Annotated in this window: 26 protein-coding genes and 3 pseudogenes; 3 read left to right on the plus strand and 26 right to left on the minus strand. The window is 31.5% G+C overall.

Features of this window, described 5'->3' with window-relative positions; translation table 11 throughout:
- The 9 genes and pseudogenes from CLMAG_RS29975 to CLMAG_RS30015 form a co-directional block, all read right to left on the minus strand.
- A pseudogene (locus CLMAG_RS29975) lies at positions 1 to 646 on the minus strand (tyrosine-type recombinase/integrase); the annotation flags it as partial.
- 11 nt (positions 647 to 657) lie between these two features.
- Complete coding sequence (locus CLMAG_RS29980; protein WP_066631190.1) at positions 658 to 1,032, minus strand: hypothetical protein; 375 nt, start codon at positions 1,030 to 1,032, stop codon at positions 658 to 660.
- A gap of 26 nt (positions 1,033 to 1,058) precedes the next feature.
- On the minus strand, positions 1,059 to 1,298 hold the full coding sequence (locus tag CLMAG_RS29985) for a hypothetical protein (RefSeq protein WP_066631192.1): 240 nt from the start codon (positions 1,296 to 1,298) through the stop codon (positions 1,059 to 1,061).
- A gap of 1 nt (position 1,299) precedes the next feature.
- Positions 1,300 to 2,424, minus strand: coding sequence for a tyrosine-type recombinase/integrase (locus CLMAG_RS29990; protein WP_066622934.1), 1,125 nt, complete (start codon positions 2,422 to 2,424; stop codon positions 1,300 to 1,302).
- 176 nt (positions 2,425 to 2,600) lie between these two features.
- Entirely contained in the window at positions 2,601 to 2,831 is a 231-nt protein-coding gene (locus tag CLMAG_RS29995) for a hypothetical protein (protein ID WP_066622936.1), read from the minus strand.
- A gap of 115 nt (positions 2,832 to 2,946) precedes the next feature.
- Complete coding sequence (locus tag CLMAG_RS30000) at positions 2,947 to 3,267, minus strand: hypothetical protein (protein ID WP_066622938.1); 321 nt, start codon at positions 3,265 to 3,267, stop codon at positions 2,947 to 2,949.
- A 43-nt stretch (positions 3,268 to 3,310) separates the two neighbouring features.
- Positions 3,311 to 3,673 (minus strand): hypothetical protein, encoded by a 363-nt coding sequence (locus CLMAG_RS30005; protein ID WP_073393590.1) that lies wholly within the window; start codon positions 3,671 to 3,673, stop codon positions 3,311 to 3,313.
- 12 nt (positions 3,674 to 3,685) lie between these two features.
- On the minus strand, positions 3,686 to 4,012 hold the full coding sequence (locus tag CLMAG_RS30010; RefSeq protein WP_066631194.1) for a hypothetical protein: 327 nt from the start codon (positions 4,010 to 4,012) through the stop codon (positions 3,686 to 3,688).
- A 64-nt stretch (positions 4,013 to 4,076) separates the two neighbouring features.
- Entirely contained in the window at positions 4,077 to 4,460 is a 384-nt protein-coding gene (locus CLMAG_RS30015) for a hypothetical protein (protein WP_066622944.1), read from the minus strand.
- Between the two features lie 666 nt (positions 4,461 to 5,126).
- Here CLMAG_RS30015 and CLMAG_RS30020 point away from each other — a divergent pair.
- On the plus strand, positions 5,127 to 5,462 hold the full coding sequence (locus CLMAG_RS30020; RefSeq protein ID WP_066622947.1) for a hypothetical protein: 336 nt from the start codon (positions 5,127 to 5,129) through the stop codon (positions 5,460 to 5,462).
- Between the two features lie 346 nt (positions 5,463 to 5,808).
- A complete protein-coding gene (locus CLMAG_RS30025; RefSeq protein ID WP_066631195.1) occupies positions 5,809 to 6,009 on the plus strand; it encodes a DUF6465 family protein in 201 nt (66 codons plus the stop codon).
- 45 nt (positions 6,010 to 6,054) lie between these two features.
- Here the strand turns inward: CLMAG_RS30025 and CLMAG_RS30030 are convergent, their stop codons facing one another.
- A complete protein-coding gene (locus CLMAG_RS30030) occupies positions 6,055 to 6,486 on the minus strand; it encodes a MerR family transcriptional regulator (protein WP_073393588.1) in 432 nt (143 codons plus the stop codon).
- The gene (locus CLMAG_RS30035; RefSeq protein WP_066631201.1) at positions 6,470 to 7,243 is read right to left on the minus strand and encodes a DUF2089 domain-containing protein; all 774 of its coding nucleotides are present in this window, start codon (positions 7,241 to 7,243) and stop codon (positions 6,470 to 6,472) included. The genes CLMAG_RS30030 and CLMAG_RS30035 overlap by 17 nt, the downstream gene beginning before the upstream one ends.
- Before the next feature lie 265 nt (positions 7,244 to 7,508).
- Between CLMAG_RS30035 and CLMAG_RS30040 the strand changes: the two genes are divergently transcribed.
- Positions 7,509 to 8,057 (plus strand): lecithin retinol acyltransferase family protein, encoded by a 549-nt coding sequence (locus tag CLMAG_RS30040; protein ID WP_066631203.1) that lies wholly within the window; start codon positions 7,509 to 7,511, stop codon positions 8,055 to 8,057.
- A 96-nt stretch (positions 8,058 to 8,153) separates the two neighbouring features.
- Here CLMAG_RS30040 and CLMAG_RS30045 read toward each other — a convergent pair whose 3' ends face one another.
- The 15 genes and pseudogenes from CLMAG_RS30045 to CLMAG_RS30105 form a co-directional block, all read right to left on the minus strand.
- Positions 8,154 to 8,972, minus strand: a complete 819-nt coding sequence (locus tag CLMAG_RS30045; RefSeq protein WP_066631205.1) for a ComEC/Rec2 family competence protein — start codon at positions 8,970 to 8,972, stop codon at positions 8,154 to 8,156.
- The gene (locus tag CLMAG_RS33130) at positions 8,969 to 10,039 is read right to left on the minus strand and encodes a cell wall-binding repeat-containing protein (RefSeq protein ID WP_066631207.1); all 1,071 of its coding nucleotides are present in this window, start codon (positions 10,037 to 10,039) and stop codon (positions 8,969 to 8,971) included. Before CLMAG_RS33130 ends, CLMAG_RS30045 begins: the two co-directional genes overlap by 4 nt.
- Before the next feature lie 315 nt (positions 10,040 to 10,354).
- Positions 10,355 to 11,836, minus strand: a complete 1,482-nt coding sequence (locus CLMAG_RS30055; RefSeq protein WP_066631208.1) for a phosphoadenosine phosphosulfate reductase family protein — start codon at positions 11,834 to 11,836, stop codon at positions 10,355 to 10,357.
- A complete protein-coding gene (locus CLMAG_RS30060) occupies positions 11,821 to 12,627 on the minus strand; it encodes a hypothetical protein (RefSeq protein WP_066631209.1) in 807 nt (268 codons plus the stop codon). Before CLMAG_RS30060 ends, CLMAG_RS30055 begins: the two co-directional genes overlap by 16 nt.
- A gap of 107 nt (positions 12,628 to 12,734) precedes the next feature.
- Entirely contained in the window at positions 12,735 to 16,364 is a 3,630-nt protein-coding gene (locus CLMAG_RS30065) for a helicase-related protein (protein ID WP_066631210.1), read from the minus strand.
- Positions 16,365 to 16,488: 124 nt separating this feature from the next.
- Positions 16,489 to 17,631, minus strand: a complete 1,143-nt coding sequence (locus CLMAG_RS30070) for a DUF6094 domain-containing protein (protein WP_066631211.1) — start codon at positions 17,629 to 17,631, stop codon at positions 16,489 to 16,491.
- A gap of 47 nt (positions 17,632 to 17,678) precedes the next feature.
- Positions 17,679 to 17,960: a hypothetical protein gene (locus CLMAG_RS30075; protein ID WP_066630493.1), complete on the minus strand. Its 282-nt coding sequence runs from the start codon at positions 17,958 to 17,960 to the stop codon at positions 17,679 to 17,681.
- A gap of 122 nt (positions 17,961 to 18,082) precedes the next feature.
- Positions 18,083 to 18,457, minus strand: coding sequence for a DUF6262 family protein (locus CLMAG_RS30080; protein ID WP_066622928.1), 375 nt, complete (start codon positions 18,455 to 18,457; stop codon positions 18,083 to 18,085).
- Positions 18,457 to 20,405, minus strand: a pseudogene (locus CLMAG_RS30085) (tyrosine-type recombinase/integrase). Before CLMAG_RS30085 ends, CLMAG_RS30080 begins: the two are co-directional and overlap by 1 nt.
- A 1-nt stretch (position 20,406) precedes the next feature.
- Positions 20,407 to 21,530, minus strand: a pseudogene (locus CLMAG_RS30090) (tyrosine-type recombinase/integrase).
- 176 nt (positions 21,531 to 21,706) lie between these two features.
- Positions 21,707 to 21,937, minus strand: coding sequence for a hypothetical protein (locus CLMAG_RS30095; RefSeq protein ID WP_066622936.1), 231 nt, complete (start codon positions 21,935 to 21,937; stop codon positions 21,707 to 21,709).
- A 115-nt stretch (positions 21,938 to 22,052) separates the two neighbouring features.
- Positions 22,053 to 22,373 carry a hypothetical protein gene (locus tag CLMAG_RS30100; RefSeq protein WP_066622938.1) on the minus strand — a complete coding sequence of 107 codons (321 nt, stop codon included), beginning with the start codon at positions 22,371 to 22,373 and terminating at the stop codon, positions 22,053 to 22,055.
- A gap of 43 nt (positions 22,374 to 22,416) precedes the next feature.
- On the minus strand, positions 22,417 to 22,557 hold the full coding sequence (locus CLMAG_RS32860) for a hypothetical protein (RefSeq protein WP_161487067.1): 141 nt from the start codon (positions 22,555 to 22,557) through the stop codon (positions 22,417 to 22,419).
- Positions 22,517 to 22,780: a hypothetical protein gene (locus CLMAG_RS32145; protein WP_153041016.1), complete on the minus strand. Its 264-nt coding sequence runs from the start codon at positions 22,778 to 22,780 to the stop codon at positions 22,517 to 22,519. The genes CLMAG_RS32860 and CLMAG_RS32145 overlap by 41 nt, the downstream gene beginning before the upstream one ends.
- A gap of 12 nt (positions 22,781 to 22,792) precedes the next feature.
- Entirely contained in the window at positions 22,793 to 22,990 is a 198-nt protein-coding gene (locus tag CLMAG_RS30105) for a hypothetical protein (RefSeq protein ID WP_066622941.1), read from the minus strand.
- Positions 22,991 to 23,361: the final 371 nt, after the last annotated feature.

Below are 23,361 nucleotides of genomic sequence, written 5' to 3' on the forward strand. Positions count from 1 at the left end.
TATTCAATGGTCTTCCTTTTAATTTACCTTCATAAGTATTAAATAAATACTTTTTAGGGTTGTTTTCCTCTGTACTTAACTCTTTAGCTTTATCAATAGCTTTCTGAACCATTTCAGCAGCCTTATCCCTAATCGGGATTTTAAGTTCTGCAATGCCAGTCTTAGTTATTTCACCACAAAGGTAATAATTATATCTTTCCTCTTTACTATTCCATATCTGATCTAGGCAATTATCATATCTAAGATTTAATATATCAGTACCACGCCATCCTGTTTCTCTTAGGAGAATATAGATAGGTATATACTGTGGTCTATCTAAATCCATAATATTGTTATCTAATTGTTTCAATATAGGCTCTGGAACAAATTTAACCCTTCTCATTTCGTCTTGCACAAATTCTCTTCTCGGAATATCATCTTGGAAAATTAAAAATGACACTTCCTTTTTAGGAGCTTTATCATATTGAGCTATTTGAATATACTCTAAGAATGTTCTTACATAAGATATATATTTACTTGTTTCTGTAAGGTTTTTATCTTTTCTTTCATTACCTATAAAAAACAAATAATTTTCAATATCTTCTCTGTTTAAATTTTCAATAAAACCGTCTTTATATCCGTTATTATAAAAATAGTTAAAAAACACTTTTAAATGTTTTAGTATATTAAAACAATGCCCCCAACTTTTTTAGTTATAATAGTTTTAAAATATCTTTTAACCATATCTTTATAATAAATAGGGATATCTGAAAAATTTATAGATGTAGCTAATCTATCTGATGTAGCACTCTTTTTAGCACCTTTAATATTCTTTGAATACCATATATCTTTTTCAGTTTCTTCTCTATCATCATATAAATCTTTAATAAAATCTAACAAGTAATTTGAAAACCAAAAATAACTTTTTTCATTTATATCAAATTTAATACCTCTATCTATTAAAAATATTTTCCATTTTATAAATGTCTTTTCTCTATCTAATTCTAATAAAGACTTTCCAGTATAAAATTCAGAGAAATGTTTTAGCGACACATTTAATCTAAGAATACCTTTGTTAGTCAGTAATTTTTCTTTATGTTTGTAAAGAAAAAATATTTAATTTCATTTTTTAAATTATCATTTTTAATATTTGAAAAATCTATATATCGCATATTAGATATTTTTTCTCCTATAAAGAATGTTTCTATAGCATCCCATATATCATTCTCTAACCAATATCCATTATCCTGACTAAGATACTCAATTATTTCTTCATACTTGCTTTGTTGATTACTTTTTATCAGTTGTAAATTATCCACTTTATTCTTCCCCCTCGTTATAAATATCCAAGTCCAAATTAGGTTGAGTTTTCTCAAACTCCCTTGTTATATCTTCATCTGAGGGGTGAATATAAGTGTTCATAGTGGTATAAATATTTTTATGACCTGCTCTCACTCTAAGAAGTTCTGGTTGCCATCCTGCCATTCTAAGTACTGTTAATGAGCTATGTCTGAACATATGTGGTGTAACATATATTCCTGTTTTCTTTTTAAGACTTCTAAATAAATTATCTACATCAACATAGTGCATAGCTTTGTTTTTGTTATTACCACTTATCTTTATGAAAATATGATTAGTTTCAACTTCTTCATTATGGTATTCAGCTATATATTCCATAAACATGTCAGCCAAATTTTGTGATATATCTATTCTTCTAGGACTTGATACCGTTTTAATCTCAGCATTATTTTCAAGTTGTCCTCTGTCTTTTAAATCAATAACCATATCGCTTATATCAATATCTTCGATCCACAATGACAAGGTTTCGCCTATTCTCATTCCAGTTTCATAAAGCAACGATAACAAAAACTTATCTCTTAGATTGCTACAAGCTCTAACGAGCATTTCTATTTCATCTTTAGAAAGAGTTTTTGGCTTGCTCTTAGGCACTTTTAATTTAAGGATATTACTTGTTACTTTTTTCTTATCATAAGCTATCTCATACAAAAATCCTTTAAAGTTTCTGCTTGAACTTGTAACAAATTTTTTAAGTCTTTCTGAAACATCATTGCTGTATTCTTCATGTCTTAAAATGTAGTCATAGAACAGCAATACAGTATCAACTATAATGTTTACTGTTCTTGGACTTCTTGCAGTATCTACAGGTGTTGCAGGTATTACTTTTAAACTCTTATATGGATTCTGTAACCAATTCACAAACAATGATAAGTCATCAATAGTTACCTTTTGAAAATCTAATCCTCTTTGCTCTAAATACTCAAAGTACAACTTTAAGTGCTGACAATACATTCTAAGTGTATTTCTTGCATAATTGGTATTATCCTTAAACCTAATAAACTTCAATATAGGTTCTATTGGTAATCCATCATTATCTGCTACATAATATCTCTCTTTTTCTTCTGTTTTAACCTTTACAACTTCCATTCAATTTACACCCCTATATTTCTCTCTTATAATTATTATTTCTAATATAGGGTTTGCTATAAGTACTATAATTATTCAAACTATATATTTGTTACTTATAGTTATTTTTATATACAGGAATATAAGTTAAGCTACTATAAATACCATATTATTAACTACACTATATTACTAAAATTTTAAACGTGTACTGGCACTCTGCTTAAAAATCTGTCTATTACTATTAATTGGTTAGCCTTGCCTATAGCAGTTTCCTGTGATAATTCCTTTTCAATAATTCCTCGGATTTCACTTGGCTTAATACCACTTTGAATAGCCATATCTATAAGAGAACGAGGTACTGCTCTTCCCTTTTCTATTGAATTCTTAACAGCTTTCTCATACACTTTTAAAAGTTCCATTTTACTCATAATCAAATCTCTCCTTTTTATTTGCTTAAATCCTATTTTTTTAATTTGCTAAAATCCTCGGTATTTACCGATTTGTAGTATTTAAAATCCTTTTTATAAATAGTGTTGAATGATCCTAAACTCCAAAGTAGTTAAAATATCCACCAGCTTCAATAATTTCAGCTACAGTTTCCCTGTAAGGAATATCAAACATATTGTATTTCATGTATTCCCTTACATACTCAAAGGTTTCATCCTTCTTAGCAAAGGCTAGGCATTCAATGTTCTCTATTTGTACTAATGAATAACCCTTTGAAATAGCAATAATATTAAATTCCTCAAAGCAGGCCTTCTTATTTAATAGCTCTTCACAAAGGCTATCAGGAAGATATACTGCAGCTCCCTCTGATTCTTCTAACTCAACTATTAGCTTGGCAACTTCATTCTCATATTTCATATTTGCACCATCCTTTATTTATTTGCTTAAATCCTTGATAAAGTTATACTGCTAAACTTTTCTTAATCTCTTCTGCTTCTTCTTGGCTAGCTACTAATTCCATGGTGTTAAAGTCTATAACTTTGCCATACTTACAGGTATCTTCAAAGACTTTTACTTTTATCTTCCCATCCGTTAGGACCATAACCTTGTCCTCATAGCTTTCAATGATTATTCCTAGATAATCAAGCAATTCTTCAAGGTATACGTTGTAGACCACACCGTAGACTGTAGCTGTAATCATTGACCTGTTGTAGTCATATTCCTTGATGATGATATCTTCAAGGATAAAATTTATGTCATACTCATGAAACCATTCCTTAAGCAGATTAGTTAGCGGTGATTGACTTTTTTCTTTCATTTGCAAAAATCCTTTCCTTTATTCTATTTTCAAGGTATTGAAGTTGTATTTAGTGTTAGGATAAAAACCCTTGCATTTTACTGTAGCGGTATTAATCCCATCTGCCAGTACAACCTCATCCTCAAATCTCCCTATTACTTTTATCCCTAGATAACCTAGAGCCTCTGGAATAGAGTTATTGAGGTTTAAAGCATGTCCTAGTTTTAACTGATACATCAGTTCAGCTAGATAAGAGTTCAACTCTTTCCTTAAAGCAATTTCTTCAAGAAATTTTAGAGTTGATATTGCCTCTTCAGACTTTTTTACTGTTGTTTCAACCCTTTCTTTTAGTAATAAAGTGACCATTGGCTCAGATCCTTTCTTTTGTTATTTTGCTTTACCTTTTCTACAAGTTGATAATTTATTAGTGCTATTCTACAGAATATTCTTTAGCCATATATGTTGTACCTAAGATGTTTTCAGCTTTTTTATAGTGTCTAAATAAAGAATCATAAATAGATTTATCTTTAAAATAGCAGCTATAAAACTTTAAAGTTCTTACTGAGTTATCCCATTCTGCAAATAATGTTAAGTTGTCAGCGTCTTCTAACTGTTCCATACCTTCTTCTGTTTCATAAAGCTTTATAATTTCTTTGCAACTTAGTATCTTGTTATCTATAGTGCAAAACATGATACAATCACCAGAAATTAAAAACCCTATTCCGCTAACATCAACACACACTCGATAGTTTCCACCACTTGTAGAGCAAGCAAATTCAAACTTCTGTTGCAATTCACCTAACAAATTTCTCATTTTCTAAATCCTCCTACTGTTTTTTTCCAAAACAAAAAAACTTTAGGAAAACAGATAGTCATTTGACTAAATCCTAAAGTATTTGCTCAAAAATTATTTAATTTGTAAAAAATCCTTCTAGGTAAATAGATACCTAAAATTTTGTGTAAAAATATATTTTGTTATGATATTATTATACTATTTTTTGTTGTGAAGTGCAACCTATACGATTAGTTATTTAATTATATAAATTGAATACATGCCTTTCTTTATTAAACCATATTTAATTAACTAAATAATGTTCTATTCTCGCTATTACCGCATATAATAATAGGTTAGAGCTGATTCTACAGGGATTAAAAAAGTTATATTACTACTTTTTTTATAAAGCTTTTGTACACATTAAATCAAATTTTGCATATATTTATAATGTAGTAGAAAATTGTGACAGGATAACATGAAAAATGGTATAATTAATATGTATGGACTATGTTGTTAGTTGAAACATAAAAGCGAGGTACATACTAGTAAATTAGCTAGATCAGGTTTGATATGCATGTCCTCTTAATACCAATTTATTGTCCTGTCCATAAAACATGGTGAAAACACCTTAATGGGTGTGGAAGCCTAGAAGGAAGCAGGTAAGCCAGTACAAAGGATAACAAATTGGGAATCGGAGGAGATAAAGTGCAGAAAAGCAAAAAAGATAGTTTAAATAAATTTTTCATTGCTATGACTGTTATAGCATTCATCTGGGCAGTCGTGGAAATCGTAAGATTTGGGATTTTATCTCAATCAGCTCTATCGTCTAACGAAAAGAGCTTCAATTATGAAACTAAATTCAATGTGAACGTAAAAACAGGAGAGATAGGAACATCTACGAGAATTTCAACAAATCCTTCTGATAATGGTTCAAATTCGTCGGCATCACAGGTAGGCACTAAAGTAAGGACGGATAATACACAAAAAAATAAGAATGATGGAGTGGCCTCGCAAACTTCTCCATCAAACCCTACAAACTAACTAAAGCTGGCATACACTACCTGCTTCCTTCTATCTATTTTTATTATAACACATATTTATAAAAAATAAACATTTGGATTTCCATATAAGTTAAAATGATGAGTAATTAATTTAAATATAATAACATGGAGGATTTTATGCAGATACCTATTATAGCAGGAATAGGCATTATAGCTATGGCTGTAGTTGTCGTTGTTGCTATCAAACTAATCTCAAAATCAGAACATAATCAAGACGAAGACTAAAAGTATATATAAAGGGTGGATTAAAACTTTCTTTGATTAAGAGGAAGAATATGGTATAATTTTCATTAAAATTAACTTTTTATGCACTAGGGGGTGTTTTAATGAAGGTTGCAAAATATCTGCAATTTCAAGGGGAAGAAATTAATATAGAAAGCTTAGAGAAGAAAATAAAAGCTATCTGGAAAGATGCTGGCAAGCTCCAGAAAGATATAAAAACATTAAAAATTTATATTAAACCAGAAGAAAGTACATGCTATTATGTTATCAATGATAGTGAAAAGGGTAATTTCTCTATGAATTAAACTTAATGGTATATCCTATGTAGAGAATAGGATATACCATTAAGCTTAAATCAACTCACTCTTAACTCTTTCTAGGATATACCTCCATTCAGATAAATCCCTTAACTCTTCCGAGGTCTTTGATACCTTGTTCTTAATTTTTTCGTATGTATCACCGTATTTCTCTTCATAGTAACTTAAAACTTCCATTAAAGCATTCTTCTCTTCATTCTTAGAAGATGCTGCTCTTTTCTTTTCATTCTCTACTGCTTCAGCTATTAGATCCTTAATGCAAAATCTTTCTCCAGTGCTAGAAATCCATACTGCATTTTCTGAAATCCTTGTTTTATTTTTGGCTCTTCCTGGTACACCCAAGAATCTTCCTTCTTTCAACCAATTGTTAATAGTAGTTATTGAAACTCCAAAATATTTTGCAATTTCTCCTATACTATAACTTTCTCTCTTATATTTATCTATATATCTAATGTTCTTCATCATTTTCCATAAGAAACTCAGGAGAAATAGAAAGATATCCTCTTTCATTTTTGCAAACGCCTGCCCAATCTAAAATTGCACATACAACAAATCCTGGTCCAAATGCTGATTTACCTTCCTCAACACCATGAACTTTATTTGCAATATAACCCTCTACTGAATTCAAAGGAAGACCATCACTGCCTAATTTAGCACCTGATTGAGCTTTCCCTTTTTCTGCTTTACCTCCGTTTTTCATTACTACTTCAACTGCAGCATTAAAAACTTCCCAAGTTAGATGATTAGCAACTGGAATCTTCGGAGAAACTAACCCTTTTCCATTGTTATCATACCATATTTCACATGGCTTACCTGTGAATAGCGGTACTGATGTTTTGCCCTCACATTCATTTAGTTTTTGCTTTATTTTTTTTATAGCTAAACTATCATTAGCATCTATAGGTAAATACTTAAGATCAGCCATTTCTGAATCCACCTCTTTTTCTTCTTTATAGGCTTCAATCCCTAAATTAATAAGAATATCTCCTAGTTTCTTTTTTACCGCTGGATAAGACATTTTTTTCTCTTCTTGCAGAGCTTTTATATTACCTTGATATTTTAGAAATGAAATTACAAAATCTAAATCCTCACTTGATAGATAATCAAATTTGCTAAGCTCAAAATCTCCAGTCAACTCTAATTCACATTTATTACAAGCTAATCGTGTTGCTATTAATTTATTATTACATCGTGGACAATTGCCAATAAACTTATTTTCCAATATTATCCCCTCCTATGTTTTATATTATAGAACTATAAGTTATAAAAATCAATGTCGTTATTAATATTTTTAATATCGAGTTTTATCTTTTTTATATATTGAAGGAGGTTTTTATTTTATCAAATATATAATTTAGGAGAATGTATTGTATTTAAGTGGTATAAATAACACATAGATTATAAGAATTACAATAATTATGATTAATGATTATTGAAAATGGTAAGCATTAACTATAAAGATTAATGTAAAGGTGGTACTGAGTTTTATGGGTTTATTTGATAGCTTATTTTCTGATAATCCTTTTGTTATTCATGAAAATCCAAGGCACAACACTGATAAAATAGTAAGACAGGTGATAAAAGAACAAAGAAGAGAAATTGAGCAACGAGCAGAGGACTTACACCCTTCTTTAGGTAAGGTTACAAAATCACTTTTTAATTTTAATGATACAGTTGAGAATGCAAATGATAGTCTAAAATATGGAGTACTTAGAAGTTTACTAGCATTTGAAGTCAAAGATTTAGCTAAAGCTGACCATTTGTTTGTTCAAAGAGCTGGATATACTCATCATGGGTTGTTTATTGGAGATGGAAAAGTTATTCATTACTTACTAGAGAAATTAAAGATAGATAGTTTAGAAACCTTCGCTGATGGATCAAAGATACAAAAAAAATCAGATGATGAAAGTCCTATATATTATTCAAGGGATAGAGTTATTAGTAGAGCTTATAGTAGATTAGGGGAAGATAATTACAATCTATTTTGTAATAACTGTGAAAACTTTGTTAGGTGGTGCAGAAACGGTACTGAGTAATACTGATAACAAGATTAATTACTGATGTTGGGTATAGCCATTGGTATTCGTTGCACAAAAATTAGGCTCCGACATAACTGCCAGAGCCTATTAAGGTTATCTTAATGATTTTCTAAATCCTGCTGCTTGTGCCTCTTCTTCTGTATTAAACCATACTTCAGGTATTGTTCTATCATAATATGAGCCACCTGGCACATGATAAATCTTCTCGCCTTTTGAATTAATGTTTCCCTTTATTAATCCATGACCTGTTGATGTACTTGTACTTGGCTCTTGTGAACTTGATGTAGATGGATTTGTATTTACAGGAGTAGTTGTTTGGGAATCATTATTTGAACTACCTCCATTGTAACTACCCGGAGCAGTATTAAACGTTATTGTGTTTCCATCACATACAGCCACTACAGTTCCATTTTCATCAGTTCTATATACAGTTACTCCAGCATTTTTTAGTTTATCCATTGTAGCTTGGGTTGGATGTCCATAATCATTTCCCTTGCCTACGCTTATAATAGCATATTGAGGTGACACTGCTGATAAGATAGAAGCTGTGCTAGAATTGCTCCCATGGTGTCCTACCTTCAATACATCAGCTTTTAAGTCATACCCTTTACTTAGCATTTCTTTTTCTGAAACATCTTCTGCATCACCTGTAAACAGGAATGATTTATTACCATAAGTAAGTTTAAATACTATAGAGTAATTATTTAAGTCTTCATAACTCTCTGAATTAGGAGCTAGTATCTCTAATTTTACATCAGGATCTAAATCTACTGTTGTTCCAGCTATAGGGGTATCTATGCTTAACCCTTTGTTCTTAATTGCGGTTATCACATCTTCAAATGTATGTGTAGTAGTCGTGACTTTAGGCATATATATTTTGCCTACCTTAAACATGTTTATTACTGTACTCATGCCCCCAGATGATCTTCATGAGGATGGCTACCCGCTATTACATCTAACTGAGTTATACCAAGTCCACTTAAATATGATGTTACAGTACTGCTAGCTTCGGTTGGTCCCGCATCTATAAGCATATTTTTTCCGTTTGGTGTTTGTATTAAAATACTGTCACCTTGACCAACATCAATAAAACTTACCTTTAAATCTTCTTTTCCAGTTACAATGTTATTTGCCAATGTATCAGGAACTACGCTGCTTCCACCTAACAATACTATGTCTTTATAGTTATCGTGTTTTGCTTTTATTGAAGCCATTACTGAAGTGTCAACTGAAGTTCCCACTAAAATTAAAGGTGACTTACTTGCAGAGGCCAATGCACTTCCAGATAGTGCATCAGGATAGTTCTGACCAGATGCAACATAAACTTTGTCATAACTAAATTCATCAGCAAAATGATTTAATACTGCTGCATTTGTACCGTATCTGCTAGAGCCTCCAAGTCTTGTATTGCCTTTTAACTGTGAGGCTATCTTATCACTTACAACTCCACTTCCTCCAACTATATAACTCTGTGTATAAGAGCTACTAGACAAAAACTCTTTAATTGGTGAAGATAAATCATCTTTATCTGTTAATAATATTGGCATTCCCTTTTGTGCAGCTACAGGTGCTATAGATAAAGCATCTGCAAAACCAAATCCATTTGTAACTACAACACCACTAGCATTTTCTAAATTCTTAGCTACTTGAAGTGATGTTTCAAATCTATTTTGTCCGTATATTCTAGTAGTTGCAATGCCCATACTCTCTAATCTAGATTTTATATTGTCTGAAACAACACCGGGTCCCCCCACTATAAATACATTTTTAACTTTAAGAGTTAATAATTGAATCTCTGTATTTGAATCCAAACTATTTTTCCCTGTTAAAAGTATAGGTGCATTGTATTTTTTAGCTAAAGGTGCTGCACAAAGTGCATCTGCAAAACCTTCTCCGCTTGCTATTACTGCATAATCAGAGGTTGTCCAACCTTCCTGTACAATCTTAGCACCAGTTTCATATCTATTAGTTCCAGACAACCTTTTAGATATTGAAGCAGCATTAAACTTGGGTTGGCAGTAACAACACTGTGCTCAGTAACAATGTACTTAAAGCCCCCAAAATCTTCTTTTTCATTTAAATCCCCCTCAAATAAACATTTTACATATACTAATTATAGAGAAGCGCCATTTCATTTACAAGTGATCTACTACATGTAATTTATGCTATAATCAAATCTAATTGAATATAATGGCTTTGATGAAAAACCCCTATATCATAAGACATAGGGGCTTTCTTTTTCTGAATATTTCTGATTACCATTTGTAATAATAACAACTACAGTTGTTATTATTCTAGCTTACGGTCATAAACTTACATGGTCTTCTTGTAATCCAAGTTTCCATCATTTCTACAGAATACTTTTCTAATAATTCATCAACAGTATTATCATCAAATACTGAACTGCAACTATCACAAGACTTGCTCTCCGTAGTTTCTTCTGTATCGAATAAACTAATCTGCCCTGTAGTATTCTGTACTTTAGCTTTCATTTCAGTTTTAGGTTTTGCTAAACCAATCTTATGGGCATTCATTGAGAATAAAGTCTTTGCTAAGCCTCTATCTTTCATTAGATGCCAGTATAAAAGAGGTTTAAACTTCTTCAACCAAGAAAAATAAAAACGCTCCATATTCACCGCACATGGCCAACAACCAGTTCGCGGACTATAACAAACTTCTCCAAAGTCTTCATCATCTACTGAATCAAAGACATCTTCCCAATATAGCTTCATGTCGTATACCTTTGAGTACTTGACGTTATATTTGCGAATATAATCCCAAATTAGGGTATTGGTAAAAAATGTAATTGGATTTACTCTTATCATGCTCCATGTTTTAGCGTAGTACACTACACTGTCACGTAAAGCCGATTGCATACGAGCCCTTGATTCATCTGCTCTCAGCCCACTAATATTTACATTAAAATTATTTTGGGCTATCAAATTGTAAAATGGTTCGTGCTTAATTTTGGCACAGCATGTCTCAGAATTGCTTTTCTTTGAGCCATTCTTCTCTCTTCTGTCACTTTTTCTATCAAAGTTAAATCCTTGTTTTTCAAGTAGTGACCAATAAGATTCAACTGGTTTAGTTTCAATAATATTTAGATCCCATTCTTTCTCTAATTCTGCCTTCAATTCATAGGTTTCTTTATATTCGATTAAGGAATTATTAAAGATAACCTTAAAATCCTTCTTAGTAACCCTTCTAAGTAAATGAAGGGCAAGAACTGAATCAACACCGAAGGAGCAAGAGATTGTTGTATCCTTAGAATATCTAAGTGTTTTCTTCAAAAGATACAATGCTTGTTTTTCAGCCATAGCCAATGTAAATCTAGCTTTAGCTTCCTTCTTACGCTCTCTGCCCTTACTATCCTTGTAATGCACATTCATATCCTCAATGAATCGCAAACCATGAGTAGCAAGGTTTTTATGTGGGTATTGTCCCTCAATAGCAGGTATTGCAGGTCTATCCTTGGTAGCTTTTTGAGCTTCCATTCCTACAAGTTCTAATTTTATGTCTGTAGCTAATTTAAAGATTGTGTCCATAAGTTCTTGAGGTTCTTGTGGTATATCGTAATATCTAAGCATTACATCTTTCCACACACTATTTTTATCCTCAATACCTCGGATTTTAAACTTAGCCTCTATTGTAGGCTTACCATCAAGGTTGATTACATCCATGCTTAAATTATCTTTATGCAAAGGAAATGAATTTGGTGGAGCAGAAAACCTATTCTTATAATCATCTAAGATTATATCTTTCAGTTGAATAGCCATTTTAAGTCATATTCCCCTACCCCTAACTCATCAAGTGCCCTTGCAACTTCCTGAGCTTTTATAAACTTCTCTAAAAAATCAACCATATATCCTTTTGACTTTCTAGACATATCTACATAACACTTCCACCTTGCCCCAACAGAAGATATTTGTATAAAGTCAGGTGTAAAGATCTTTCTCTCTTCACCTATAAAGTTATACTCCTTATCTGTTAACTTATCTACATTATGAGCAAATACATCATACATATCAGAAGGCGTAACGGATGTGCTTATTCCAAGCATAGCAGCTGATAAATCTGATGTTTTTAAAACAGGGAAATCCTCTTGATCCTCTAAAGCATTTAGTATATGGTATCTCTGCACGAAGTCTATTAAATCATCCTCTTCGGAGCCATATACGGTATACCAGATGCTAGATGTTTGGTATTCTTTAAGAAGTATAGTTCCCAAGCACTCATAAGCCAAGGTGTCATTGTAGTTAGCTCTATCCCCCATTTTCTCCTTTAATGCCTCAATGTTGTTAGGATACTTTGAGATGATAATATTACACATGTCCTTAAAGTAATCCTCATGGTAGTGTTTCATTAAGAAATTCTCTACCTCTGTGTATGTGCCATCAATCCAGTAAGAGGTCATATGATAATCTCCATCCTCTTCCTCACACATCTCTAGACACATAGCACCTTCAGTTTCAAGCTCATCTAAGCTATTGCTGATAAATTCATCTATTAAATCTATTAAACCTTCTTGTTTACTATCTATTTTTTCTCTTTGTAATAAAGTGTTCATTTGCGAAAATCCTCCTAAATTTTATTTGCATAAATCCTTTTTTAAAAAAAGGGCAATAAATATAAACTACTTACTGCCCTTGTATTTGCATAAATCCTTTGATGTATTTAAGCTAATGCTAAGAAAGTCATTTGACCTTCTACTAATTTATTTTTCTTTTTAACCTTTGAACTGAGCTTTTCCATGTCTGCATCAGTAATCGTGAATAAAGTAGTCTGCTCAACTCCAGTGTTAGGTTTCTTCTTAGTAGTTTTCTTTGAAGTTAGTTGTGAATCAGTTGTAGTTTGAACAGCTTGTACTTCAACTGGAATTTCTGTGTCTTCTGTATCTTCCTCAAATTGGAAAGCATCTAACTCTGACTCTTTCAAAGTCACCTTTCCCTCCAACATCTTGAACAAGACACGAGCCCCACTATCTCCAGCCTCTGACATAGTGCTAAGGAAATCTTCATCAAACTTACCTTCTAGCATAAGTGAGCTTTTCTTCTTACTTCCTACAAGCTTTATACAATCCTCTTGTATACTGTTTACATAGTAGGAGTAGAATACTTTGCAACCATTCTGCTGTCCAATACGCCAAGATCTACGTTCAACTTGTCTCAAAGTCTTGATATCCCAACCGCTTTCGTATATATAGATATTAGGATAGCCATAAATATCTAAACCTGTTTCTACACAACGAGGATTTGTGATAATAACGTAAATTCCATTATCATACTGTTTCTGAATCCAAGCTTCTCTTTTTTCTAGAGGTATGCTTGAAGTCAATTCAATAACATCAATTCCCTGACTTCTTATAATATCTACTAATCTTTTGCTTACTCCCTTTTCTCCACTATAGATACTTGTTACTAAAGTCCTTCTTCCAAGTTGTAACTCTTTCTTTATAGTATCAATAAGCTTCTGCTCTTTATTTAATAGCCTTCCTTCTACTTTTATCTCGGTAGGTCTTGCTACAAACATACCTGCAGCATATATATCTTCTTGAACAGGGTAATCTGGATAAGCCATTAAATTATGAATGTATGAGCCACCTAACGGAATCCCCTTATTCTGTTTCATAAAGGTTATCATATCATCCTTTAGTTCATCATATCCGGCTCTAAGGTCTTCATCCATCTCTACTTTATGAGCTATATACTTTAGTGGAGGCATTGGAATTGCCATGTCTTCTATAGTTCTATTTATCATTATGTCAGCCAAGAAGTTACTGTACAGAAGCGGAGAGAATCCAGGTATCTCATTAAAGCCTGTACTACTTCTTCTACCAACACCTGTTTTATTATATTGTTCATCCCTATACTCTTTTTCAACTTCCCTTCTTCTTCCATAATGCTCTACCCATAATGAAACATCCGAATATTCATATCCCATCTGCTTCATCTTGTGAGGGAATAAAGCATAGAACATATAGAATAGGCTAGAAGATTTTCCGTTTGTTAGAGTACCCGTTAAGTTGTGTCGATATTTGCTCAATTTACAAAGTTTGGAGTACAAATGCGATTGATTTGACAGATTTTGGAACAAATGTGCCTCGTCTGTGATCAAATGAGTAAAACTACCTTTTCCAAACTTTTTAAGCATCATATCTCCAACATTTGCTGTGTTATAACCTTTTTTGCTTATAGCTCCCCATAATTTGTGTTTGCACATTTTTAAAACTATTTGATATTCTCCTGTGTACTTTCCAGCTTTAACTTTTATTAAATCCTCTCCAACTATCGGAGTTCCATCCATATCGATATACGGATTAACCATCTTCTTTTCAGAGAAAACAAATTTCACTTTCTCATTTCTGATAGCCTTAACCTCAAAAGCCATTAGCTGAGTTCCATCCGCTTTGATGTAGTGCTTGTGATAGTTGTTTCTGCTGCTTCTAGTACCAGGTTTCGTTCTATAGTTATCTAACCATTTTTCCTTATTAAATTGGAATAATGGATCATCAAAAATGAAACCACCGCAATCTGGGCATGTAAGTCCATTTTGAATAACTCCATTTGAAGATTTTATATCTCTGATCATCTTTTCTAAGTCTAAGGAATCAACAAAACTGTTTAAATCCTCTACTTGAAAATCATAAGATACATTAATAGAAGATTTCTTAAGAGCTTTTCTAAGAGAATTCGAGGAAATACATACTTTGTAAGCTATTACCTTCCCCATTTCATTTACTACTTCCTTATATAAAACAACTGGTTTTTTGAAATGAGTTGATACTCTTGTAGCTGCCAATCTCATATAAGTAATAGATTTATCAAATTTCTCTACAATTATCTCTTTATCTTCTTCCATTTTGCTTTCTAAGGACTTCTTAAAGTTACTTATAGCAAGTAAGCTAGCTCTGTTATATTTGTCATAAACATTAAACTCTTGCATATAACTTCTCTTTGCTTTGTCCTTTGGTATTATAAAAATCTCAAATCCTTTACCCTTCTTAGGAATGTTTTTTATATCAGTGAATCTCTCTATATCATAGAAAGTAGGTTTAATATGATGTGCGCTAAGATACTCTGTCCACTCCCTCTTCCACTTAACCTGTAGGTGTCCTGGAATATAGACTAATACACGAGTTTTATCAACTGTATTAGTTTCTATAGCATGTGCAGCAATACTAGATGTTATTAGCACAGATTTTCCTACTCCCATACCACATCCCAAAAATAGATTTTTCTTACCATTCTTGATAGCATTCACCACTCCTTGAGCTATAACCTGTTGTCTAGGGTAAAGGTAGCATTTTTTATTACCTTTGTAGAAAGCTTTTTTAAGTGAAGCAGATATTGGTTCTCCTATGTTATAATCACAAACCTCATCTTGAAGGTTAGGAATAACATACTGCTCTACTAAATCAACAAATGTTGCATCAGGTGATAACGTAACATTCTCTGTAACAGGTAACTCTATTTCTTCAGTTTTAATTCCTTCCATTTTATATTTCATAATTACTTCATTAGTAACTTGATTTGAGATTATCAAAATTTTAGTTGGAGCGTTTTTATCCTCACTGTACGAGAAGCCTTCACACTCTACTAATAGTCCATCATCAGATAGTCTGTTGAATAAGTAGCTTGCCCACTCAGGTATTAACCCGGTCTTATCAATATTGTTCTCAACATATTGATAAATAACATCTACAGGATTATCTTGACCGAATACCATTACTACCTTATCAGTAGTGTTATCAGTTTGATAAATTACTCCATGGTATCCATCTCCTAAGTTTTCATCAGATATTTTTGTAAACTGACAAGCATATCCCGCTTTTAAAGATACAACGGTTTGTCCTTTGATGTTAAAGCGGATACCTCTCTGGATGCTTGCTACCAAAGCATTTAATTCCTCTTTAGTGTGACAAGAAACTGTTGCTAATCTTAGGATAGTACTTCTTTGGTCATTCTCACTGTAGTATGCTGATTTCACTTTGTAGTAAGACCCATTTATCAAAATTCGCTCATATTGGTAAGGGGTTAAAAGAGCTATATCCCTTTCAACTGCCTCTACAACTAATTTTGATATCTCACTGAAGGAATCATAATTTTCAGCATTAGCCATCTTTTTCATTAAATCAGTATCATCATAGCCTTCATTTTCTAATCTTCTGATAGTATCCTCAACTCTGCAATATCTTCTAAAGTAGTTTTCAAAGTCATGCTTTGAAGAATAATACTCTGCATCAGACTTTACTGATTTTAAATAATTAAATACATCCTCTATATTTTGTAATTTTATAATATTCATTTATCAATGAACTCCTTTCATTTGCAAAAATCCTTTTTTAATTTGCTAAAAACCTCGGCATTACCGATTATTAATATTCTTAAATCCTAAAGAGGAACTATTAAATAATTCCTCTTATATTTGCTTAAAGCTGTCCTTTAACAAGAATGTCTCCTACTTTATTTGTTACTGCAATAGTAGGCTTAATAACCTCAGTACGGGTAGTTACCTTAGTAGTGCCCTCCATTTCCTCGGTGACCACTATCTCTTTTTCGTAACCTCCCTTAATCAAAACTGAGTTACCTTGAATGCCATTGAAGGCTCCAGCATTTAACTCCATTGCTTGGTTTCCTATTAATTTTTCAATTATAGGCTTTCCCCTCTCTTTGATAGTCATTAAATGCTTATTCGTAGATTTACTTACCTTATCCCACACAGAGCTAATTACTTGGTTATATCCATTACTTAAAGTAACATCATTAACTCTGCCATCCCTATATACATTGATAGGTTTACAACTGTTTACTGCCCTTGACGATAACTTAACTACAGGTTTATCATCATCATCTAGGTATGGGATTTGGTCATTTATAAGCCTATTTCTAAGTATCTCTGCTTTTTCTAGATCAGCGGAATTGGTCTTTTTTCTAACCCCAATTACTACCACTTGCTTATATCGTAAAAAATCTTTTTTAGGAAACTTAAATATGTGCACAGCCTCGTATCTATAAAGAATTTTTTTAAGCAAGTTCTCTATACCTGTAAGCTGATGTATTGGAAGTTCAAATATGTGTACTCCTTCACTTGCATTAAGTAAAGAATTTTCCAAGAAGAAAGCTTCCTCTGCTCTTACTGTCTGTCCATGTTGCTCAATAAAGGTATAGGGTGGATTGTTTCTTATGATTGCTATGTTTTCTTTCTTATAAGCATTACCATTTTTATGTCTACACTTTAGAAAGAAGAAATCAGTATTAACCATATTGAAGTTATCTAAATGGCTATATCTCTCCATAGCAGTATTAAAGCGTGTTGTATGCATTTCATTGTAATAAGCAGCTGGATTTAACCCTTTTGCTTTTACATACTCATACATGCGATGAATTTGTAGGCCATCTCCTCCCGAAAAATCCGCCATAGTAATTAGGTTTTCATTTCCTTCTAATTCAGAGAAGTCTATTTTACTCATCTCTAAATTTACAATTTTTAATTCTGTTGGGCAGTAGCATAGATCTGCTATGGCCCCTTTGCCAACTTGCCAATCTCCACTCATTCTCATGTTTTCAATCATTTGCATAAATCCTCCTAAATTTTAATTTGCTTAAATCCTTTTTTCTTTTAACACTCTTTTTGAAGTTCATTGGTATTGTTGATATGGTCATTTGCAACTATCTCAACAATTCTTCTAACAGGCATATCTTTGAATTTACTTTCCCAAAGCCAATTACTTTTCTTTGTAATTGCCCATCTGATATCATCTAATAAGAAAACCTCATCATTATCGCTGTATTCAGCTAGTTCAGATAATAATCTTCTTGATTGGATGAATAGATCACCTTTAAATTCTGATATACCCCTTTCCAATAATTCTGCTGGTGTTAAACTTAATAAACTTTCCATTTGCTCAAATCCTAACAATATCTAGTGTATATCTCTATACACTGATTAATTTTACTCACTTTACACATAGACTACATATAATTAATGTAGTCTATGATTTGTTATCATTGTGGATAAATTAATTATAATTTCTCATATAATTTACCCCTTAAAATTTCTAATTGCTCTTTTAGTTTCTTATTTTCTTCTTCTAATTCTTTAATCTTTTTATCTTTAGCCATTATGATAATATCTTTAGATTTAGCTGTCTTATCATATTTGGCTCTTTGATTCATTTCCATACTTACTTGTTGCTGTCTTAATTCTTCAATTCTATTTTTAACTTCTTCATTATTATAAAGAAAAGTTTTAGATACTCCACTGGCTATCGCCACGCTATTGAAATTAATCTTTTCTTCACTAAGAGAAAGTTCTCTAATAGCTTTATCAACCTTTTCTAAAGTAATCTTTGTTTTTTCCTCTGCATATTTCTTTAATCCCTTTGTACTTCCAGCCATTATTGAATATCCTCCCTTGAAGCTCCATTTTTATGTAGTATCTTTTGTTCCCTAACTCTTTCGAGCGTATCTTCCAGCAATTTTAAGTATGTTTTATTCTTCTCTGCCCACAATTCTCTTCCACATCTTTCAGCAATATCAATTTGTTTTTTAGTATGTTCAATTTCATCTTCATATTCAGGAATATTTTCAACTGTAGTACAGAAACTTGCACAAGTTAAACAATGGTTCATTTGTTGCTTACATGGTAGTTTTGAAGGTTTAAAACATACACCGAAAGGTACTCTTACAGCATCTAAATTCTTTTTAACATATTCGTATCGTATAAGATTTTCACCATCATCAGAATTTAGATCTATTTGTTCAAGTTTATTGGTTTCAGTATTAACTCTAAATAAGTCTAAATCCTCAGTATTCTTCCATTTCTCGTAGAGAGTGTTTTCTGTTACTGTTGCATAATGGACTGTCATTTGAAGGCTCTGATGACCTAATATCTGTTGTATAATGCTAATACCCATACCTTGTTCTACATATTCTTTAGCTCTTGTATGCCTTAGTGAATGAAGCCTAAAATGATATAACTCACTATTAACATCTCTAATATCTTTTTGTTCAATAAGTCTTTGAATTGTATATAATAAAGATGCTTTATTCAATGGTCTTCCTTTTAATTTACCTTCATAAGTATTAAATAAATACTTTTTAGGGTTGTTTTCCTCTGTACTTAACTCTTTAGCTTTATCAATAGCTTTCTGAACCATTTCAGCAGCCTTATCCCTAATCGGGATTTTAAGTTCTGCAATGCCAGTCTTAGTTATTTCACCACAAAGGTAATAATTATATCTTTCCTCTTTACTATTCCATATCTGATCTAGGCAATTATCATATCTAAGATTTAATATATCAGTACCACGCCATCCTGTTTCTCTTAGGAGAATATAGATAGGTATATACTGTGGTCTATCTAAATCCATAATATTGTTATCTAATTGTTTCAATATAGGCTCTGGAACAAATTTAACCCTTCTCATTTCGTCTTGCACAAATTCTCTTCTCGGAATATCATCTTGGAAAATTAAAAATGACACTTCCTTTTTAGGAGCTTTATCATATTGAGCTATTTGAATATACTCTAAGAATGTTCTTACATAAGATATATATTTACTTGTTTCTGTAAGGTTTTTATCTTTTCTTTCATTACCTATAAAAAACAAATAATTTTCAATATCTTCTCTGTTTAAATTTTCAATAAAACCGTCTTTATATCCGTTATTATAAAAATAGTTAAAAAACACTTTTAAATGTTTTAGTATATTAAAACAATGCCCCCAACTTTTTTTAGTTATAATAGTTTTAAAATATCTTTTAACCATATCTTTATAATAAATAGGGATATCTGAAAAATTTATAGATGTAGCTAATCTATCTGATGTAGCACTCTTTTTAGCACCTTTAATATTCTTTGAATACCATATATCTTTTTCAGTTTCTTCTCTATCATCATATAAATCTTTAATAAAATCTAACAAGTAATTTGAAAACCAAAAATAACTTTTTTCATTTATATCAAATTTAATACCTCTATCTATTAAAATATTTTCCATTTTATAAATGTCTTTTCTCTATCTAATTCTAATAAAGACTTTCCAGTATAAAATTCAGAGAAATGTTTTAGCGACACATTTAATCTAAGAATACCTTTGTTAGTCAGTAATTTTTCTTTATGTTTGTAAAGAAAAAAATATTTAATTTCATTTTTTAAATTATCATTTTTAATATTTGAAAAATCTATATATCGCATATTAGATATTTTTTCTCCTATAAAGAATGTTTCTATAGCATCCCATATATCATTCTCTAACCAATATCCATTATCCTGACTAAGATACTCAATTATTTCTTCATACTTGCTTTGTTGATTACTTTTTATCAGTTGTAAATTATCCACTTTATTCTTCCCCCTCGTTATAAATATCCAAGTCCAAATTAGGTTGAGTTTTCTCAAACTCCCTTGTTATATCTTCATCTGAGGGGTGAATATAAGTGTTCATAGTGGTATAAATATTTTTATGACCTGCTCTCACTCTAAGAAGTTCTGGTTGCCATCCTGCCATTCTAAGTACTGTTAATGAGCTATGTCTGAACATATGTGGTGTAACATATATTCCTGTTTTCTTTTTAAGACTTCTAAATAAATTATCTACATCAACATAGTGCATAGCTTTGTTTTTGTTATTACCACTTATCTTTATGAAAATATGATTAGTTTCAACTTCTTCATTATGGTATTCAGCTATATATTCCATAAACATGTCAGCCAAATTTTGTGATATATCTATTCTTCTAGGACTTGATACCGTTTTAATCTCAGCATTATTTTCAAGTTGTCCTCTGTCTTTTAAATCAATAACCATATCGCTTATATCAATATCTTCGATCCACAATGACAAGGTTTCGCCTATTCTCATTCCAGTTTCATAAAGCAACGATAACAAAAACTTATCTCTTAGATTGCTACAAGCTCTAACGAGCATTTCTATTTCATCTTTAGAAAGAGTTTTTGGCTTGCTCTTAGGCACTTTTAATTTAAGGATATTACTTGTTACTTTTTTCTTATCATAAGCTATCTCATACAAAAATCCTTTAAAGTTTCTGCTTGAACTTGTAACAAATTTTTTAAGTCTTTCTGAAACATCATTGCTGTATTCTTCATGTCTTAAAATGTAGTCATAGAACAGCAATACAGTATCAACTATAATGTTTACTGTTCTTGGACTTCTTGCAGTATCTACAGGTGTTGCAGGTATTACTTTTAAACTCTTATATGGATTCTGTAACCAATTCACAAACAATGATAAGTCATCAATAGTTACCTTTTGAAAATCTAATCCTCTTTGCTCTAAATACTCAAAGTACAACTTTAAGTGCTGACAATACATTCTAAGTGTATTTCTTGCATAATTGGTATTATCCTTAAACCTAATAAACTTCAATATAGGTTCTATTGGTAATCCATCATTATCTGCTACATAATATCTCTCTTTTCTTCTGTTTTAACCTTTACAACTTCCATTCAATTTACACCCCTATATTTCTCTCTTATAATTATTATTTCTAATATAGGGTTTGCTATAAGTACTATAATTATTCAAACTATATATTTGTTACTTATAGTTATTTTTATATACAGGAATATAAGTTAAGCTACTATAAATACCATATTATTAACTACACTATATTACTAAAATTTTAAACGTGTACTGGCACTCTGCTTAAAAATCTGTCTATTACTATTAATTGGTTAGCCTTGCCTATAGCAGTTTCCTGTGATAATTCCTTTTCAATAATTCCTCGGATTTCACTTGGCTTAATACCACTTTGAATAGCCATATCTATAAGAGAACGAGGTACTGCTCTTCCCTTTTCTATTGAATTCTTAACAGCTTTCTCATACACTTTTAAAAGTTCCATTTTACTCATAATCAAATCTCTCCTTTTTATTTGCTTAAATCCTATTTTTTTAATTTGCTAAAATCCTCGGTATTTACCGATTTGTAGTATTTAAAATCCTTTTTATAAATAGTGTTGAATGATCCTAAACTCCAAAGTAGTTAAAATATCCACCAGCTTCAATAATTTCAGCTACAGTTTCCCTGTAAGGAATATCAAACATATTGTATTTCATGTATTCCCTTACATACTCAAAGGTTTCATCCTTCTTAGCAAAGGCTAGGCATTCAATGTTCTCTATTTGTACTAATGAATAACCCTTTGAAATAGCAATAATATTAAATTCCTCAAAGCAGGCCTTCTTATTTAATAGCTCTTCACAAAGGCTATCAGGAAGATATACTGCAGCTCCCTCTGATTCTTCTAACTCAACTATTAGCTTGGCAACTTCATTCTCATATTTCATATTTGCACCATCCTTTATTTATTTGCTTAAATCCTTGATAAAGTTATACTGCTAAACTTTTCTTAATCTCTTCTGCTTCTTCTTGGCTAGCTACTAATTCCATGGTGTTAAAGTCTATAACTTTGCCATACTTACAGGTATCTTCAAAGACTTTTACTTTTATCTTCCCATCCGTTAGGACCATAACCCTTGTCCTCATAGCTTTCAATGATTATTCCTAGATAATCAAGCAATTCTTCAAGGTATACGTTGTAGACCACACCGTAGACTGTAGCTGTAATCATTGACCTGTTGTAGTCATATTCCTTGATGATGATATCTTCAAGGATAAAATTTATGTCATACTCATGAAACCATTCCTTAAGCAGATTAGTTAGCGGTGATTGACTTTTTTCTTTCATTTGCAAAAATCCTTTCCTTTATTCTATTTTCAAGGTATTGAAGTTGTATTTAGTGTTAGGATAAAAACCCTTGCATTTTACTGTAGCGGTATTAATCCCATCTGCCAGTACAACCTCATCCTCAAATCTCCCTATTACTTTTATCCCTAGATAACCTAGAGCCTCTGGAATAGAGTTATTGAGGTTTAAAGCATGTCCTAGTTTTAACTGATACATCAGTTCAGCTAGATAAGAGTTCAACTCTTTCCTTAAAGCAATTTCTTCAAGAAATTTTAGAGTTGATATTGCCTCTTCAGACTTTTTTACTGTTGTTTCAACCTTTCTTTTAGTAATAAAGTGACCATTGGCTCAGATCCTTTCTTTTGTTATTTTGCTTTACCTTTTCTACAAGTTGATAATTTATTAGTGCTATTCTACAGAATATTCTTTAGCCATATATGTTGTACCTAAGATGTTTTCAGCTTTTTTATAGTGTCTAAATAAAGAATCATAAATAGATTTATCTTTAAAATAGCAGCTATAAAACTTAAAGTTCTTACTGAGTTATCCCATTCTGCAAATAATGTTAAGTTGTCAGCGTCTTCTAA

Source organism: Clostridium magnum DSM 2767 (assembly GCF_001623875.1).
Classification (GTDB): Bacteria; Bacillota; Clostridia; order Clostridiales; family Clostridiaceae; genus Clostridium_AM; species Clostridium_AM magnum.